Raw genomic sequence first — 16,715 nt, 5'->3', positions numbered from 1 at the left:
GTGCACATGAGTGCAGAATTGCTGCTTAACGTGACCCCGAGTGAAACTCGTGTGGCCATGATTGAAGGTGGAGTACTACAAGAAATACATATCGAGCGCGAATCGCGTCGCGGTATTGTGGGCAATATATACAAAGGCAAAGTAAGCCGAGTGTTACCAGGTATGCAGGCGGCTTTCGTCGACATTGGTTTAGATAAAGCGGCATTTTTACATGCGTCAGATATTGTTCCTCATACCGAATGTGTGGCAGAAAACGAAAAACAGCAGTTTCAAGTCCGTGATATCTCTGAGCTGGTACGCCAGGGACAAGACATTGTTGTGCAAGTGGTCAAAGATCCGCTCGGCACGAAAGGTGCGCGTTTAACGACGGATATCACCTTACCTTCGCGTTATCTTGTTTTTATGCCGGGGGCCAGCCATGTCGGTGTTTCGCAGCGTATTGAAAGTGAAAAAGAGCGCGAGCGCTTGAAAAAGGTGGTGAACCATTACTGCGATGAGCACGGTGGCTTTATCATTCGTACCGCGGCAGAAGGCGCTGATGAAAAAGAGCTCTCTCAAGATGCGGCATTTCTAAAGCGTTTGTGGTTAAAAGTCATGGAGCGTCGCTCAAAATACAAAACGCGCTCAACACTTTACGGTGAACTCGGCTTAGCTCAACGCATTCTGCGTGACTTTGTTGGCACAGAGCTCGATAAGATCATGGTCGACTCCCGCCTTGAATATGAAAACCTGAAAGAATTCACTTCTGAGTATGTACCGGAGTTAACAGATAAGCTTGAGCTTTACGAAGGTGACAAGCCAATCTTTGACATGTACGACACCGAAAACGAAATTCAGCGTTCTTTAGAGCGCAAGGTCGAGCTAAAATCGGGCGGCTATTTGATCATCGATCAAACCGAAGCCATGACCACCATCGACATCAACACGGGTGCATTTGTTGGTCGTCGTAATCTCGAAGAGACTATCTTCAATACCAATATAGAGGCAACGCAAGCTATTGCGCGTCAGCTACGTTTACGTAACCTCGGCGGTATCATCATTATTGATTTTATCGATATGGCATCCGAAGAGCATCGTCAGCGAGTACTTACCTCACTGGAAACGGCGCTGGCGAAAGACCGAGTAAAAACCAACATCAACGGCTTTACCCAGCTTGGCTTAGTTGAAATGACGCGCAAGCGCACACGAGAAAGTATTGAACATATCTTGTGTTCTGGCTGTCCTACTTGTGAAGGCCGTGGCAGCGTGAAAACGGTCGAAACCGTATGCTTTGAGATATTACGCGAGATTACTCGTGTGAACCGTGCTTACGACGCCGATAATTTTGTCGTGTACGCATCGCCGTTTGTTGCTGAAGCGCTATTGGGCGATGAGTCTCATGCGTTGGCAGAGCTCGAAGTATTTATTGGCAAGCAAGTGCGAGTTCAGGCTGAACCCCTGTACATTCAGGAACAGTTTGACGTCGTAATGATGTAATTTGGAACATTTGTGAATTCTGGTGTTAACCGTTTTGGGCGTTTTTGTGCGTGGAGTTTAGTTACTGTATTGGTGTTATTAGCCATATTAGTAACCACGCTTCGCGTCACACTGCCGCAACTTAACCATTTCCAAGATGAGATCAAAACCTGGGTCAAACAAGGCACAGGTTTTGACGTTTCTATTGCTAATGTCGCAGGGACGTGGCGCAATAATCATCCCTCAATTGCGTTACTGGGTTTAGAGGCAAATCTACCAAACGTGCAAGATGCACGCTTCGCTGTTGAAGAAGTCCAAATTGAGTTCGACCTTATTCAATCTCTTTTTCAACTTAAACCTGTAGTTGCAGACCTTACCATTCATAACCTCGCTTTAGACATTCACACGGTAGACATTCTGCCGACTTCTCATCGTCAAGATCCGAAGCCTGAAGTGGATAAGAGCGAAGTGAAACTCATTGACCAACTCGACTCACTTCTTTTACGTCAGTTCGAAGACTTCACTATTAGCGATTCACGGATTTGGTATAAGTCGGTGTCTGGTGAAACTCGCCGTTTAGATATTGAGCAGCTTCGTTGGAGCAATCAAGGGAAACGTCACGTAGCCGAAGGCACGGTTAGCATTGCCGATGTTCGCCTGAACTCATTGTTAGTAAGCGCTAACTTTAAAGATCATGGCTCGTTGCGCGATGTATCTGGTGAGTTTTACGTGAGTGCTCAAGATGTCTCGGTCACACCTTGGCTGACCACTTACATGCAAGAAGAGTCAGGAGCAGAGTCGGGTAAAGTCAGCTTAAATACTTGGCTAACGCTCAAACATAGCCAACCGCATGATGCTTATGTTGAATTGCTGCCTTCCGAGTTGGTGTGGAATGAAGATGGACATCATGAGCTGTTTATTGAGTCTGGAATTTTCAATCTTCGACCAGATAAACAAGGCTGGAAAGTAAATGGCCACTCACTTCAGATCAGAACCGATAATACCCCTTGGCCAGAGCTAGACGTCGCGTTTGATTGGCAACCAAACGGCTGGATGCTTAATCTCTCTCAACTCGACATTGAAGCACTCATTCCGCTCATTAAGCTGGCTCCAGAGTCAGAGTCGACCAGTGACCTTATTAACAAACTAGCACCGAAAGGTCGGGTCGAAGATGTCCGATTGTCAATGAACGGTGGTTTAGACACCTTACGCTACTCGGCTGAACTGGATGAACTCGCGATGACACAATGGGAGCTCCTACCCGGGTTTCATCACGTACAGGGCAGCGTATCGGGGGATGTGAATCAAGCTAAAGCAAAAGTCACCGTCATTGATGATGTCTTTCCGTACGGCGATGTATTCCAAGCTCCGCTGAATATCAAACAAGGTGAAGTCGATATTATCTGGCAGCAAGATGAGAGCGGCTGGCGCTTGTGGTCGGATAAAGTGACGGCAGCAACGCCTGATCTTCAAGTCCTGGGGGCATTCCGTCTTGATTTTCCAAAAGAACAAAGCCCATTTTTATCGTTCTATGCCGAAGCGGATCTCTACAACGCGGGTGAGACATGGCGCTATCTACCGACTCTGGCACTTGGACAAGACTTGACCGACTATCTTTCGACCGCGATTCAGGGTGGTAAAGTGAACACAGCAAAATTGTTGTGGTATGGCGAGTTAGGGGATTTTCCTTACAAAGAACATAATGGCATGTTCCAAGCTTGGGTTGGATTAAAAGACGCGAAATTTAGCTTTGATACGGCATGGCCAACCATCACGGATTTGCAGCTAGACTTGCTGTTTGAAAATGATGCCATGTATTTGGATTCAAAATCAGCCACACTAAATGGCGTTCATGCCAAGCGTATCACTGGGCGAATCCCTGAGTTGGCAGAAGGTGGACACATCGAGATTGAAGCGAAAGCAAGCGCGCCGGGTAATGAAGTCCGTGACTACATGATGGCGACGCCATTAGTGGATTCAGTCGGTGCCGCATTGACAGCGCTGCAAGTGAGTGGTCCCGTTTACTCTGAGTTTCAACTCAATATACCGTTTGATTTTGAGAAAGAGTCTCGCGCTTGGGGTTATGCCGATTTAACAGAAAATCGTGTTGATATTGAAGCGCCGCCAATGACGCTTGAAAACGCCACAGGGCGTATCACCTTCGACAATGATGTGGTTACCACATCGGGTTTGTCGGCCGAATTATTACAACAGCCTATCTCTCTTGATTTCCATGGAGAGAGTGCGGAGCAAGGCTACAACGTGACAATTAATACACTAGGAGATTGGGATGTCGAGCCTCTCAAGCCCTATGTCGGTGAGCGTTGGTTAAACCTTGTTTCTGGCCATGCGCCGTGGCAAATGGACATTGACTTGCAACTCAATGATGTTGGTTTCACTTATCAGCTTGAAGTGCTGGCGCAGCTAAATCGTCTGGCTAGTCAATATCCTTATCCTTTAGCGAAACAAATTGGCGAGTCTGGGCAAGCGAAACTGCAAGCATCCGGCAACCAAGAGAGTATTTCAGCAAGACTACAGATCCCAAATGTGAAGTATCAAACTGAGATAGATATCGCTGGCGATGTCCCGGTTCTGACTGCGACTCATTTAATGGTTGGCAAAGGTGGCTTCCGGATTAGTCCTATTGTCGGGCACGATGCTTCGGTGCGTGTCGAAGAACTGAATTTAGACCAATGGGCTGAGCTTGCGCAGGTCTCTGAGAGCAAGCCGTCATCGTCTGTTTTGGCAAGCATGAAAACGCCAACCATTCCATTGCCGACACGCATTGAAGTTGAAACGCCAAACTTACAGTTCGGTGGGATTGAGTTTCATGATGTGGATTTTTCTGCAAGCAAGAAAAATTTGAGTTGGCAACTCGATGTGGACAGTCAAGAGGTTAAAGGGAAAGCTAACTATCTGAAACCCTATGATCTATCGGTCTCTTTAGAGCACTTGCATCTGTACATCCCAGGGTTTGAAGAGATGACCAAAGAGCGCAGCTCAATCTTTGCGAGTGAAGATCAAAACGCACCTTTGATTACCAATTTTGACCGCAAGTTTCACGCTGAGATGCCAAACTTAACTTTGAACATTGATGATTTTTGGCTGCAAGGCTACAAAGTGGGCAAAGTGAATGTTGATTTGCAGCGTCGCGAGAACCGCTTGGAGTGGAAAAATATCACCTTTAGTAGCGGCAAAAACCGCATTGATATGGGTGGTTGGTGGGACCTGACGAAAGAGAGTAGCCATTCCAACTTAACCATGAAAATGAAAGGTGATAACAACACCGATCTTATGGAGCGCTTTGGTATTACATCAGGCATTCAACAAGCACCATTTGAGATCAATGCCAATATGGAATGGGACGGCGCACCTTGGTCAATGAAGACACAAACCTTGCAAGGAAACGTCTCAACGGAATTTGGTAAAGGCGTGATCAGTGAAGTTAGTGGTGCGGCACGCTTGTTAGGCTTGTTCAGCTTGGATTCTATCATCCGTAAGATGCAGCTCGACTTTACCGACGTATTCGATAAAGGCATGGCATTCAACTCGATCACGGGAACGGGCAAAATCCAAGACGGTGTGTTTATCACCAATGATATCGTAATGGATGCGTTAGCAGGGGAAATGCAAATCCGCGGTATCGCTAATATGAACAGCAGAATGGTTGATGCGGAAGTGAAATTCACACCAGACATCACATCAGGCTTACCAATGCTGACCGCGTTTGCCGTTGCGCCTCAAACTGCTTTGTATGTCTTGGCCATCTCTACGGTGATATCTCCGGTGGTTGAGGTCTTCACTCAAGTCAATTATGAAGTGAAAGGCCCACTAGATTCACCAACGGTGAAAGAAATTTCGCGAAGTAAAGGTGAATACAAGCTACCAGAAAAACTGCGTGAACAGGCCAAATAATTCACCGAATATAGTGGAATAGGGAGGAAACACATGGAACGTGTTGGCATTATTCAAATGACTTCGGGTCCGGATATTAACGAGAATTTGGACTTCATTGAAAAACAGTGTGCTTTAGCGAGCAAGCAAGGTGCCAAACTTGTCCTTACTCCTGAAAATACAGTGCTATTTGCCAGTCGCGAAGCTTATCATCAACATGCAGAGCCACTTGGCAGTGGCATGATTCAACAGCGGCTCTGTGAAATCGCTAGAAAGAACCAGTTAACGCTAATTGTCGGAAGCATGCCCATTCAAACCGCAAAAGGTGTCACGACAACAACACTTGTATTGCCGCCGCACGGTAAATGCATTGCTCACTATGACAAACTGCATATGTTTGATGTCGACGTAGCCGATGGTTATGGTAGTTATCGTGAGTCGGATACGTTTATGGCGGGTAATCAAATAGTCGTTGCGGAAACTGATATCGGCAGTGTTGGATTGAGTATTTGTTATGATTTACGTTTCCCAGAACTTTATAAAGTATTGCGTCAAGAAGGGGCGGATATCATTGTGGTGCCCGCTGCGTTTACCGCTGTGACGGGGCAAGCTCACTGGGAAGTATTATTGCGAGCTAGAGCGATTGAGACACAATGTTGGATTTTGGCAAGCGGACAAACTGGAACGCATCCATGTGGACGAAAAACATGGGGACACTCAATGGTCGTTGACCCTTGGGGACGTATCCATAAACAGCTTCAGGATGAAGTAGGCTTATTGGTGACAGAGATAGATTTGTCACAAAGCCAACAAGTAAGGCAGAATATGCCGCTGACTCAACACAGTCGCTTTCAAAATGAATTGAGACGGAAATAAAAGAGCTAACTATGAGCACAAACCAAATAGAACAGGCACTCCTTGCCCCAAATGGTCTGACAGAACAAGACATTGCTGACACGCTTGCCAGCATTGCGACGCGCCAGATCGATTATGCGGACATTTACTTTCAGTCCAGCTGGCATGAGTCTCTGGTTCTAGAAGATAGCATCATCAAAGATGGCTCTTTTAACATTGATTGTGGTGTTGGTGTCCGTGCAGTAACTGGCGAGAAAACAGGCTTTGCCTACTCTGATCAAATCCAGCCTGAAGGCCTGAAGCAGAGTGCAATGGCGGCGCGCGGTATTGCTCAGCAAGGGCAAAATGGCAAAGTCCAAGCGTTTAAACGCACCGAAAACCAAGCGTACTACGCGGCTGTGAATCCACTAGCTGAATGGGAAAAGCAGCAAAAAACAGAATTGCTCAAATCTCTAGATGCTTACATCCGCACTAAAGAACCATTGATTAAAGAAGTTTCGATCAGCATCAGCGGTGTGCATGAGCAGATGCTTGTTGCGGCAACAGACGGTACTTATGCAGGCGATATTCGTCCTTTGGTGCGTTTGTCTATTAGCGTGCTCGCACAAAAAGGTGAACGACGTGAACGCGGTAGTGCTGGTGGCGGCGGCCGTTTCGGTTACGATTTCTTTTTAACGGAAAGCAATGGTGTGAAACAAGCTTTCCATTATGCAGACGAAGCGATTCGCATGGCGTTAATCAACCTTGAAGCAGAAGCCGCACCAGCAGGCATGATGCCAGTGGTATTGGGCTCTGGCTGGCCTGGCGTGTTGCTACACGAAGCGGTAGGTCATGGACTAGAAGGTGACTTTAACCGCAAAGAGTCGTCAGTGTTCTCTGGAAAAATGGGTCAACAAGTGACGTCTTCACTGTGTACCATCGTCGATGACGGCACGTTAAAAGACCTTCGTGGTTCACTGAATGTGGATGATGAAGGGGTAAACGGTCAGTACAACACGCTTATCGAAAATGGTGTGCTGAAAGGTTACATGCAAGACAAGCTAAATGCGCGGCTAATGGGTGTAAATCCAACGGGTAATGGTCGTCGTGAATCGTATGCACACTTGCCAATGCCTCGTATGACCAACACCTACATGCTTCCAGGTGAACATACGCCAGAAGAAATTATCTCGACGGTCGAGAAAGGGTTGTATGCGCCAAACTTTGGTGGCGGCCAGGTGGACATTACTTCGGGTAAGTTTGTGTTCTCTGCATCGGAAGCGTACTTGATTGAAAACGGTAAAATTACGCGCCCTGTTAAAGGTGCGACGTTGATTGGCTCAGGTATCGAAGCAATGCAGCAAGTGTCTATGGTCGGTAACGACCTAAGTATCGACAAGGGCGTTGGCGTATGTGGTAAAGCAGGTCAAAGTGTGCCAGTTGGTGTTGGTCAGCCGACCTTGAAGCTGGACTCACTGACGGTGGGTGGCACTGAGTAACTCAGTCGAATCGTTATAAAAAGAGCGCTCATTAGAGCGCTCTTTTACTTTGTGAGTCGGTGTCAATTACAGGTTTTCTTCAGCAAATTCCGCCAAGCGGCTACGAACCACGCCGTTGAGGTGAATATTTGCGCTGCCTTCAAAGTTCTTGAAGCGCTCAACCATGTACGTCAACCCTGATGTCACTGGGGTGAGGTAATGAGAGTCAATCTGCGCCAAGTTACCGGAGCAGACGATTTTGGTTCCTTCGCCACAGCGGGTAATGATGGTTTTGATTTGTGATGCAGTGAGGTTTTGACACTCATCAAGCAGTACAAACGCATTTTGAATCGAACGGCCACGCATAAAGTTGATCGATTTAAATTGAATGTTGGCTTTATCGCAGATGTACTTCAATGAGCCTTCAGTGCAGTGATCGTGTTTATGTAGTGCTTCCAAGGTATCGGTCACCGCCGCTAACCACGGCATCATTTTCTCCTCTTCGGAGCCGGGTAAGAAGCCGATGGATTCACCGATATCTGGCGTGTTACGTGTTACGATAATTTTATCGAACATGCTTTTTTCAATGGTTTGCTCCAATGCTGCTGCCATTGCCAGTAATGTCTTACCACTACCCGCCGCACCCGTTAGAATCACCAAGTCAATTTCTGGATCGAGTAAGGCATCTAACGCCATTCCCTGGTAGATATTTTTAGGTGTGATGTCCCAAGCCTTACGATGCATTAGACGTTCGCGGCTCAGGTCGAGAAGCGTTAGCTTGTCTTCATTGATGGTTTCTACGCGACCAGCAAAGTCACTGTCTTCATCAATAACGTATTGGTTGATAAAGGTTGGGTCGAAGGGTTCGCGACTGAGTTTGTGGTAAGTTTTTCCGCCCAGAGCATAGCTTTCTACTTCCTCAATACCGCTCCAGAAATCACCTTCACGCAATTGAAAGCCTTTGGTTAGGTATTGAATGTCGTCAATCAGTTGGTCGGTTCTATAGTCCTCAACAAAGCGTACACCAGCCCCTTTGGCTCGCAGACGCATGTTGATGTCTTTCGTGATCAGTACCACTTCACGTGGTGCACGTTTATTTTGCAGATAAAGCACCGCGTTGAGAATACGGTTGTCACCGGCTTTGTCGGCGAAGGCTTTGACAGTTTCCTGCAGTTCAAAATCCGCCAAAATGGAAATAGTACCTTGGTCGGGGTTGTCTTTAGAAACAGGAATGCCTTCAGAGATTTCATCTGGCGTTGCTTCTTTAAACAAATCTTCCAAGGTGCGAATAGCCACGCGCGCATCTCTTGCAACGTCGCGCTTGCTGTCTTTGATTCGGTCGAGTTCTTCCAACACGGTCATGGGGATAACGACATCGTGTTCTTGGAAAGAGAAGATGGCAAAGGGTTCATGAAGAAGAATGTTGGTATCGAGTACAAACAGTTTCCGATCGGTATCGCCCATAGCGTCTCCTTGCCGTAGTACGGCTCTGCATGCGAGTTGTTAGGTCGTTTCCAAATAGGTGTGAAGTGACCTAACTCTGATTGCTTGCAATAGAGGTTGTCGGGCTGATGTCGGCTAGTGTGCAACCGAGTAGCAAGACAACTTACTGCAAACCCGTGTTGATCCTAATCGTGTACTAACGCGCTTAAATCATATGCAATGGTTTTAAACGCCCCTCATTAGAAGTATACGTAATATTTACGTTCTACAACTTAATAATTGGCATGAGTATTTTACAATTTGATTGCATTTAGAGTTTGGGAAAAAAAGTTTCTGCTTGGTGCGGTTTCGGCGTGACCTAAATCACAGCTTCAAGTAAGATTAGCGACCTTTTTCTGCGTATAGGCTACGTCCGATTTATCATGTTGAGCTGGCTTAAAAAATACTCAGTTCATACTGAAATGACGAATGCTATCGGCATAGCAGAAGCCAGAATCAGATCTAAACTATTATCCATGCCCACGGGCATGAGTAGACCAACAAGAAATACGAATCAAGAACTAATAACGAGGTAGTCAATTCATGACATTTGCTTTGGGGCAGCGCTGGATTAGCGATACGGAAAGCGATTTAGGTTTAGGTACCGTTGTAGCAATGGATGCTCGTACTGTGACATTGATGTTTGCAGCGTCAGAGGAAAACCGAGTTTACGCACGTAACGATGCACCTGTTACCCGAGTCACCTTTAATGTTGGGGATGTCATCGATTGCCAAGAAGGTTGGTCTCTAAAAGTAGAAGAAGTACTGGAAGATGAAGGTCTTTACACCTATTTCGGTACTCGTGAAGACACGCAAGAAACCGCTGTTGTTCTGCGTGAGATTTTCCTTAGCAACCAAATTCGTTTTAACAAACCTCAAGATAAGTTGTACGCCGGTCAAATCGACCGTATGGACAACTTTGTTCTGCGTTACCGTGCGCTAACCAACCAGTTTGAGCAGCATAAGAGCCCAATGCGTGGCCTATGTGGTATGCGTGCAGGTTTGATCCCTCATCAGCTTTACATCGCGCACGAAGTTGGCCGTCGTCACGCGCCACGCGTCTTGTTGGCGGATGAGGTAGGTTTGGGTAAAACCATCGAAGCGGGCATGATCATCCACCAACAAGTTCTGTCTGGTCGTGCCGAACGCATTTTGATTGTGGTGCCTGAAACACTGCAGCATCAATGGCTGGTTGAGATGATGCGTCGTTTCAATCTGCATTTCTCTATCTTTGACGAAGAGCGCTGTATCGAAGCGTTTGCGGATGCAGAAAACCCATTTGATACTCAGCAATATGTGCTGTGTTCTTTGGATTTCCTACGCAAGAGCCGTAAGCGTTTTGAACAAGCGCTAGAAGGTGAATGGGACCTACTGGTTGTCGATGAAGCGCATCACCTTGAATGGAGCCAAGATACACCGAGCCGTGAATACCAAGTGGTAGAAGGTTTGGCTGAACGTACTCCAGGTGTGTTGCTACTGACTGCAACGCCAGAGCAGCTTGGTCGTGAGAGTCACTTTGCTCGTCTGCGTTTGTTGGATCCAGACCGCTTCTATGATTACGAAGCATTCGTTGAGGAAGAAGAGCAATACGCACCCGTAGCAGATGCGATTACTTCACTCTTTTCCGGTGAAAAGCTACCTAATGAAGCAAAAAACCAGATCACTGAGTTGTTGTCTGAACAAGACGTAGAACCACTTTTCCGCATTATCGAAAGTGAAGCGGACGAAGAAGCTAAAGCGTCGGCACGCCAAGAGCTGATCGATAACTTGATGGATCGTCATGGTACAGGGCGTGTTCTGTTCCGTAACACGCGCGCGGCCATCAAAGGCTTCCCTAAGCGTAACGTGCATCTGATGCCAATGGATATTCCACCGCAATACACTACATCAATGCGTGTTGCTGGGATGATTGGCGGTAAGATGAGTTCTGAAGCACGTGCGATGAAGAACCTTTACCCGGAAGAAATTTTCCAAGAATTTGAAGGCGATGACGCGAGCTGGTGGCAGTTTGACTCGCGTGTGAATTGGTTGCTTGAAAAAGTAAAAGAGAAGCGCAGCGAGAAAATCCTCGTGATTGCTTCTCGTGCGAGTACCGCACTGCAATTGGAGCAAGCACTGCGTGAGCGTGAAGGTATCCGCGCCACCGTTTTCCACGAAGGTATGTCGATTCTTGAACGTGACAAAGCGGCGGCTTACTTTGCGCAAGAAGAAGGTGGAGCACAAGTTCTTATCTGTAGCGAAATTGGTTCTGAAGGTCGTAACTTCCAGTTTGCCAACCAACTTGTCATGTTCGACTTGCCATTCAACCCAGACTTGCTTGAGCAACGTATTGGTCGTTTGGACCGTATCGGTCAAAATCGCGATATCGACATTCATGTTCCTTACCTGAAAGGCACATCGCAAGCGATCCTAGCACGTTGGTTCGATGAAGGCCTGAACGCTTTTGCGGAAACCTGCCCAACAGGCCGTGCTGTTTACGATAAGTACTCCGATGATCTGATTGAAATTCTTGCCTCTGGTGATACCAGCACGCTAGATGAGATCATTGAAGCGTCAGCAAAAATGAATAAAGAGCTGAAATCCCAATTGGAGCAAGGCCGTGATCGCCTATTAGAAATGCATTCAAATGGCGGGGAAAAAGCACAACAAATCGTTGAGAAAATTGAATCAACCGACGGCGATACCAATCTGGTCACCTTCGCACTTTCTCTTTTTGACACGATTGGCTTGAATCAAGACGATAAAGGTGAAAACGCCCTGATTGTGACCCCATCTGAGCACATGATGGTGCCAAGCTACCCAGGTCTGCCATACGAAGGAGCGACGATCACGTTTGATCGTGATACAGCGTTATCTCGTGAAGATATGCACTTTATCAGTTGGGAACACCCAATGATCCAGGGTGGTATCGATCTTCTTATGAGTGAAGGGGTGGGGACGTCTGCGGTATCTCTATTGAAAAACAAAGCGTTACCAGTCGGGACTATTCTTCTTGAGTTGATTTACGCGGTAGATGCGCAAGCGCCAAAACGCAGTGGTATCGCGCGCTTCTTACCGAAAACGCCAATCCGTTTAATGATGGACTCGCGTGGTAATGATTTGTCTGCTCAAGTGGAGTTTGAAAGCTTTAACCGTCAGCTCAGCCCTGTAAACCGTCACTTAGGTAGCAAGTTGGTTACGTCGGTACAGAAAGACGTACACCGCTTAATTGAAGCCGGTGATGTTCTTATTGAAGAGAAGGTCGAAGAAGTACGCAAACAAGCTCATCAAGATATGCAGCACAGTTTGAATGCAGAGCTTGAGCGTTTGCAAGCACTGAAAGCGGTGAACCCAAATATTCGTGACGAAGAAATTGAAGCTATCGACGCACAAATTAAAGAGCTCACTGGTTACATCAACCAAGCTCAGGTTCAGCTCGACTCGCTGCGTTTGATTGTGGTGAGCCACAACTAAGTAAGTATTTATTGCTCATTAAAAAGGTCTTCAGTTGAAGACCTTTTTCTTTATTTACGGTTTAGTTTCTTTATGCGGAATGCATTAATCACTGATAGCTACCTCATTTACATCAACCACTTCCACCAGATAAACACAGCCAAGAAGCCAAACAAGTAAATCAGGCCCGCAATCGATAACCACTTTAGTTTAGGTCCAACAGCCAAAGGCTCCGGTAACTCAGTTTTGCTCACTAAGGTGTAATTTAGCAGAGCAAAGAATGGCGTGGTCATAAAGGCGAGGATCATCGCAAAGTTCAGCATAGGCAATAACGCAGAAGCCCAGAAAACCACAATACCCAATGCAAGTAAGGAGACTACCAGCATGATCGCTGAAGTGGTTTTAGGGTTAGTGTCTGGTTGCGAGCGCAGTAGGCGTTGAGAATCCGAAATAACGCGCGAATAGCCATCAATAACGGTAATCGTGCTGCCAAAGATACAGAAAAACGCAATTACCGCGATCAAGTAACGAGACCATTCGCCAATCGTTGCCGCATATAAGCCAACCAATTGGTGGGAGAAGCCAACACCAGAGCTTTCAAGCGCAACGCCAGATCCATAAAGCATCAAAGAGCCTAGCGATACAAAGATAATGGCAAGAAACGCCGTGCCAATATAACCGACATTAAAGTCAAATAGAGCAGAGCGGTATGTTACTTCTTGCTGGCTTGATTGGCGTTTTAGCCACGCTGAGGTTAAACAGGAGATCTCAATCGGTGCAGGCATCCACCCCATTGTCACGACGATAAAACCAATAGCCGCAATAGACCAAGGTGATGGCGGCTCGAAGTTGGCTACTTGCTCAACAGGGTTACCAACGGCGATAGAAACAGCGAGTAAAGTCGCGATGGTTAACACCGACATGATCACCTTAGATAGCGTATCGAGCGCTTTGTAATGGCCAGCAAATAATATAATCAGGCAGGTGACAATCACAATGATACTGAGTGATGCCATTGATAGTGAAAACGGAATGAAGTAGCCCAGCAAGCTAGCGCTAAACATCAACAAAGCGGCGGTATTGATGACGGCCGATACCACGCTCAGAAATAGAAATAGCCATAGATAAGGCCGACCTAATTTCGCGTAGCCCTCAACCAAGGTCAGCCCTGTCCCCATGGTGTACTGTACGCCCGCTCGGAAAAAAGGGTATTTAAACAGGTTTACGAGCAGAATCAGTGCAGCCAATTGCCAACCATAAATCGCACCAGCCTTGGTTGATGCCACGAGGTGAGAGCCACCGACCGCAGCAGATGCCATTAATATGCCGGGGCCTAGCGAACGAAAAAATAAGGAAAGTTTGGATTGGGGTTTATCTATAACGGCGGAGTCCATTGCTTATTGTCCTTTTTATCTTATGTATCTTTCTAAAGAGATACATACCGCAGTACATGACAAGCTGAGCGATCGCCCTATACTGCGCAACGGTAATGTCTTTTAAATGCTGTGTTTTGGTGTATTTATTTTAAGTATTCTTTGCGAATACCATGCTGTGTGCATCTAGCACTCTATTCAGTTATGCGTCTTGTTGTCAAACTAAATTTACAACGTGCTATTTTTAGTTTTTATGCTAAAGGATTGACTTTGTTTTATTGGGTTGAACTTTTCTTCAGAATCCTGCATCTGGGTGCTATTTGGGTATATAATCGCGGCGTTTTTATTTTGTAGAGATCTCCCATGGCAATGCTTGAATATACCCCTCCCACCGACCCTTGGGTTGATATCGTTTTTGAGGATGACGACATTCTGGCAGTGAATAAGCCATCAGGGCTGCTGTCTGTCCCTGGTCGCCTTGCAGAGCATTACGACAGCATGTGGAGCCGCCTCAAAGAGTTGCATCCAGAAATTCAAGTTGTGCATCGCTTGGATATGTCGACATCAGGGTTGATGTTGCTGGCGAAAAACAAACCCGCGGAGCGAGCATTAAAAAAGCAGTTCCAATATCGCCTCACTCACAAGGTGTATTACGCACGTGTGTGGGGGCATGTTGAGCCGCAAGAAGGGAATATTGATCTTCCATTAATTTGTGATTGGCCAAATCGTCCACGACAAAAAGTATGTTTTGACGACGGCAAACCATCTCAAACTTTATTCCAAGTAGTGAAGCGTGAAGTGCACCCTGATGGCACCCATACAACCGTTGTGCGACTACTGCCCATTACTGGTCGATCGCATCAGTTACGCGTGCATTTGATGGCGATTGGTCATGCGATTGTGGGTGATGAGTTTTATGCAAGCGAAGAGGCGTATCAGTTTTCAGAACGTTTAGAGTTGCACGCTGCGGAGCTAAGTTTTTATCATCCAGCTACGGATCAGCTGAGCAGTATTTTTGTACCCTGTGACTTTTATTCTGAAGCCGAGGCGATGATCTTTAACTATTTTTCGCCAGAGCGTACATTGCCTGATTATAAAACGTTGCCACACCCTTAATGCCAATTGCACTCAACAGCGGTTCTTTCTAGTTCGCTATTTTTGGCTATTTCGTTACTGTGGTTGATGTATCCTGTCTTTCAGCCGTGAACAAGGAGTTGTTATGTCTTTGCCAAGCATCGTATTTTTAGACCGAGCGACCATCCCAGAACATATTGAGGTCCCACGACCTGGCTTTCCGCACCACTGGCGTGAGTACGACCTAACTGCGCCTGAGCAGGTAATAGAAAGGTTAGCAGATGCCGATATCGTGATTAGCAATAAAGTCCTGCTTGACCAACATGTATTAGAGCAACTACCAAAATTACGGATGATCGCGGTTGCCGCAACTGGTTTTAACAACGTCGATGTGAACTACTGTGCTAATCATGATATTGCGGTTGCTAATGTACGTGGTTACGCGACGCGTTCGGTGCCCGAGCACGTGATGGCAATGTTATTCGCTTTAAGACGGAATTTATTTGGGTACCACCAAGATATTGCCGCAGGTGAGTGGCAGCGTAACCAGCAGTTTTGTTTTTTTACGCACCCAATCGGGGATATTGGTGGTAGCACGTTAGGTGTTGTTGGTAGTGGGGCACTAGGGCAAGCGACGGCGAATCTGGCTCAAGCGTTAGGAATGACCGTCTTGTTTTCTGAGCGTAAAGGGGCGGCAGAATGTAGACCAGGTTATGTGTCGTTTGAGGAAGTATTAAAACGCTCCGATGCGCTGACTTTGCATTGCCCGCTCAACGATCATACTCAGAATTTAATTGGTCAAGCAGAGTTGAAACAAATGAAGTCCAACGCCATTTTGATTAATACAGGGCGTGGAGGTTTGGTGGATGAGAGCGCACTGGTGGATGCCTTAAAACAGCAAGAAATTGCAGCGGCTGGTTTTGATGTTTTTACACAAGAACCGGCTGATGAGAGCAATCCGCTGATTGCCAATATGAGTTTACCTAATTTGTTACTGACACCGCATGTTGCATGGGGCAGCGACTCATCTATCCAACGTTTAGCGGAAATCTTGATTGAGAACATTAACGCTTTCGAGCGCGGAGACCGCGTTAATCGCTTAGTGTAACGCTGACTGTAAAACCAAAGATAAAAAAGCAGACATTGACGTCTGCTTTTTGCGTTTAAATCGAATGCTCATTGCTTGAGCCGTCGAATTAAAACTCTTCTTCGTTTAGACCTTTAAGGATCTGAAAGATTTCGCGGTACGCTTTTGCTGGTTTCCCAGCTTTTTTCTCTTTCGCTGCTTGGCGAGCAAGTTGGCGTAGACGCTGGCGATCCGCTTCTGGGTACATTTCCATTACGTCATCAATGGCTTTGTCACCTTCTTCCACTACGCGATCACGCAACGCTTCAAGTTTGTGGAATACCGCCGTTAATTGAGAGTGCTTATTACGAATTTTATCCAGTGCGGCTTGGATTGGCTCTGGATCTTCGTAACGCATCAATTTACCAATACGTTGTAATTGGCGACGACGCGCTTCATTTTTAAAACGTTGCGCGTCAGCAATTGCTTCTCGCAAATCTTCACTCAATGGAAACTTTTCTAGAACTGAAGGTTTGAGGCCGACAAGCTCCTCACCTAGCTTTTGCAGTTCTTCCATGTCTCGCTTCATCTCGGATTTACTTACCCAGATGATCTCTTCTTCTGGTT

General features: G+C 46.5%; 10 protein-coding genes. 7 read left to right on the top strand and 3 right to left on the bottom strand.

All coding sequences use genetic code 11. The features are described from left to right. Nucleotides 1-6: 6 nt before the first annotated feature. Genes rng through tldD form a run of 4 tightly spaced genes read left to right on the top strand, consistent with a single transcriptional unit; the run spans nucleotide 7 to nucleotide 7,682 of the window. Nucleotides 7-1,476 carry a ribonuclease G gene (gene rng, locus CAG68_RS10375; RefSeq protein ID WP_005381138.1) on the top strand — a complete coding sequence of 490 codons (1,470 nt, stop codon included), beginning with the start codon at nucleotides 7-9 and terminating at the stop codon, nucleotides 1,474-1,476. A gap of 12 nt (nucleotides 1,477-1,488) precedes the next feature. Continuing rightward, nucleotides 1,489-5,370, top strand: a complete 3,882-nt coding sequence (locus tag CAG68_RS10370; protein WP_161441113.1) for a YhdP family protein — start codon at nucleotides 1,489-1,491, stop codon at nucleotides 5,368-5,370. A 33-nt stretch (nucleotides 5,371-5,403) separates the two neighbouring features. After that, the gene (locus tag CAG68_RS10365; RefSeq protein WP_161441112.1) at nucleotides 5,404-6,225 is read left to right on the top strand and encodes a carbon-nitrogen hydrolase family protein; all 822 of its coding nucleotides are present in this window, start codon (nucleotides 5,404-5,406) and stop codon (nucleotides 6,223-6,225) included. Nucleotides 6,226-6,236: 11 nt separating this feature from the next. Then, complete coding sequence (gene tldD / locus CAG68_RS10360) at nucleotides 6,237-7,682, top strand: metalloprotease TldD (protein WP_005381134.1); 1,446 nt, start codon at nucleotides 6,237-6,239, stop codon at nucleotides 7,680-7,682. Nucleotides 7,683-7,748: 66 nt separating this feature from the next. Here the strand turns inward: tldD and CAG68_RS10355 are convergent, their stop codons facing one another. Further along, nucleotides 7,749-9,125 carry a PhoH family protein gene (locus CAG68_RS10355; RefSeq protein ID WP_005381133.1) on the bottom strand — a complete coding sequence of 459 codons (1,377 nt, stop codon included), beginning with the start codon at nucleotides 9,123-9,125 and terminating at the stop codon, nucleotides 7,749-7,751. Nucleotides 9,126-9,686: 561 nt separating this feature from the next. On the opposite strand from CAG68_RS10355, the gene rapA reads away from it, so the two are divergent. Further along, nucleotides 9,687-12,596 carry an RNA polymerase-associated protein RapA gene (gene rapA, locus CAG68_RS10350; RefSeq protein ID WP_161441111.1) on the top strand — a complete coding sequence of 970 codons (2,910 nt, stop codon included), beginning with the start codon at nucleotides 9,687-9,689 and terminating at the stop codon, nucleotides 12,594-12,596. A gap of 107 nt (nucleotides 12,597-12,703) precedes the next feature. On the opposite strand, the gene CAG68_RS10345 is transcribed toward rapA, so the two are convergent. Then, on the bottom strand, nucleotides 12,704-13,969 hold the full coding sequence (locus CAG68_RS10345; RefSeq protein WP_054575321.1) for an NRAMP family divalent metal transporter: 1,266 nt from the start codon (nucleotides 13,967-13,969) through the stop codon (nucleotides 12,704-12,706). Nucleotides 13,970-14,311: 342 nt separating this feature from the next. Between CAG68_RS10345 and rluA the strand changes: the two genes are divergently transcribed. Together rluA and CAG68_RS10335 are read left to right on the top strand one after the other, a co-directional pair. Continuing rightward, complete coding sequence (gene rluA, locus CAG68_RS10340) at nucleotides 14,312-15,064, top strand: bifunctional tRNA pseudouridine(32) synthase/23S rRNA pseudouridine(746) synthase RluA (protein WP_042523486.1); 753 nt, start codon at nucleotides 14,312-14,314, stop codon at nucleotides 15,062-15,064. Nucleotides 15,065-15,167: 103 nt separating this feature from the next. Next, nucleotides 15,168-16,130 (top strand): D-2-hydroxyacid dehydrogenase, encoded by a 963-nt coding sequence (locus CAG68_RS10335; protein ID WP_054577140.1) that lies wholly within the window; start codon nucleotides 15,168-15,170, stop codon nucleotides 16,128-16,130. Between the two features lie 88 nt (nucleotides 16,131-16,218). Here CAG68_RS10335 and yjgA read toward each other — a convergent pair. Continuing rightward, the coding region (yjgA, locus tag CAG68_RS10330) for a ribosome biogenesis factor YjgA (protein ID WP_161441110.1) at nucleotides 16,219-16,715 on the bottom strand (497 nt) is incomplete at its 5' end.

The organism is Vibrio sp. V42_P2S4T144, from assembly GCF_009904715.1.
Lineage (GTDB): Bacteria > Pseudomonadota > Gammaproteobacteria > Enterobacterales > Vibrionaceae > Vibrio > Vibrio alginolyticus.
Note: the sequence above shows the minus strand (reverse complement) of the source record. Positions and strands in the feature narration are given on the sequence as shown.

Coding starts and splice junctions, on each gene's coding strand:
- rng (WP_005381138.1), top strand. CDS start 7: ATGAGTGCAGAATTGCTGCTTAACGTGACCCCGAGTGAAACTCGTGTG.
- CAG68_RS10365 (WP_161441112.1), top strand. CDS start 5,404: ATGGAACGTGTTGGCATTATTCAAATGACTTCGGGTCCGGATATTAAC.
- tldD (WP_005381134.1), top strand. CDS start 6,237: ATGAGCACAAACCAAATAGAACAGGCACTCCTTGCCCCAAATGGTCTG.
- CAG68_RS10355 (WP_005381133.1), bottom strand. CDS start 9,125: ATGGGCGATACCGATCGGAAACTGTTTGTACTCGATACCAACATTCTT.
- rapA (WP_161441111.1), top strand. CDS start 9,687: ATGACATTTGCTTTGGGGCAGCGCTGGATTAGCGATACGGAAAGCGAT.
- CAG68_RS10345 (WP_054575321.1), bottom strand. CDS start 13,969: ATGGACTCCGCCGTTATAGATAAACCCCAATCCAAACTTTCCTTATTT.
- rluA (WP_042523486.1), top strand. CDS start 14,312: ATGGCAATGCTTGAATATACCCCTCCCACCGACCCTTGGGTTGATATC.
- CAG68_RS10335 (WP_054577140.1), top strand. CDS start 15,168: ATGTCTTTGCCAAGCATCGTATTTTTAGACCGAGCGACCATCCCAGAA.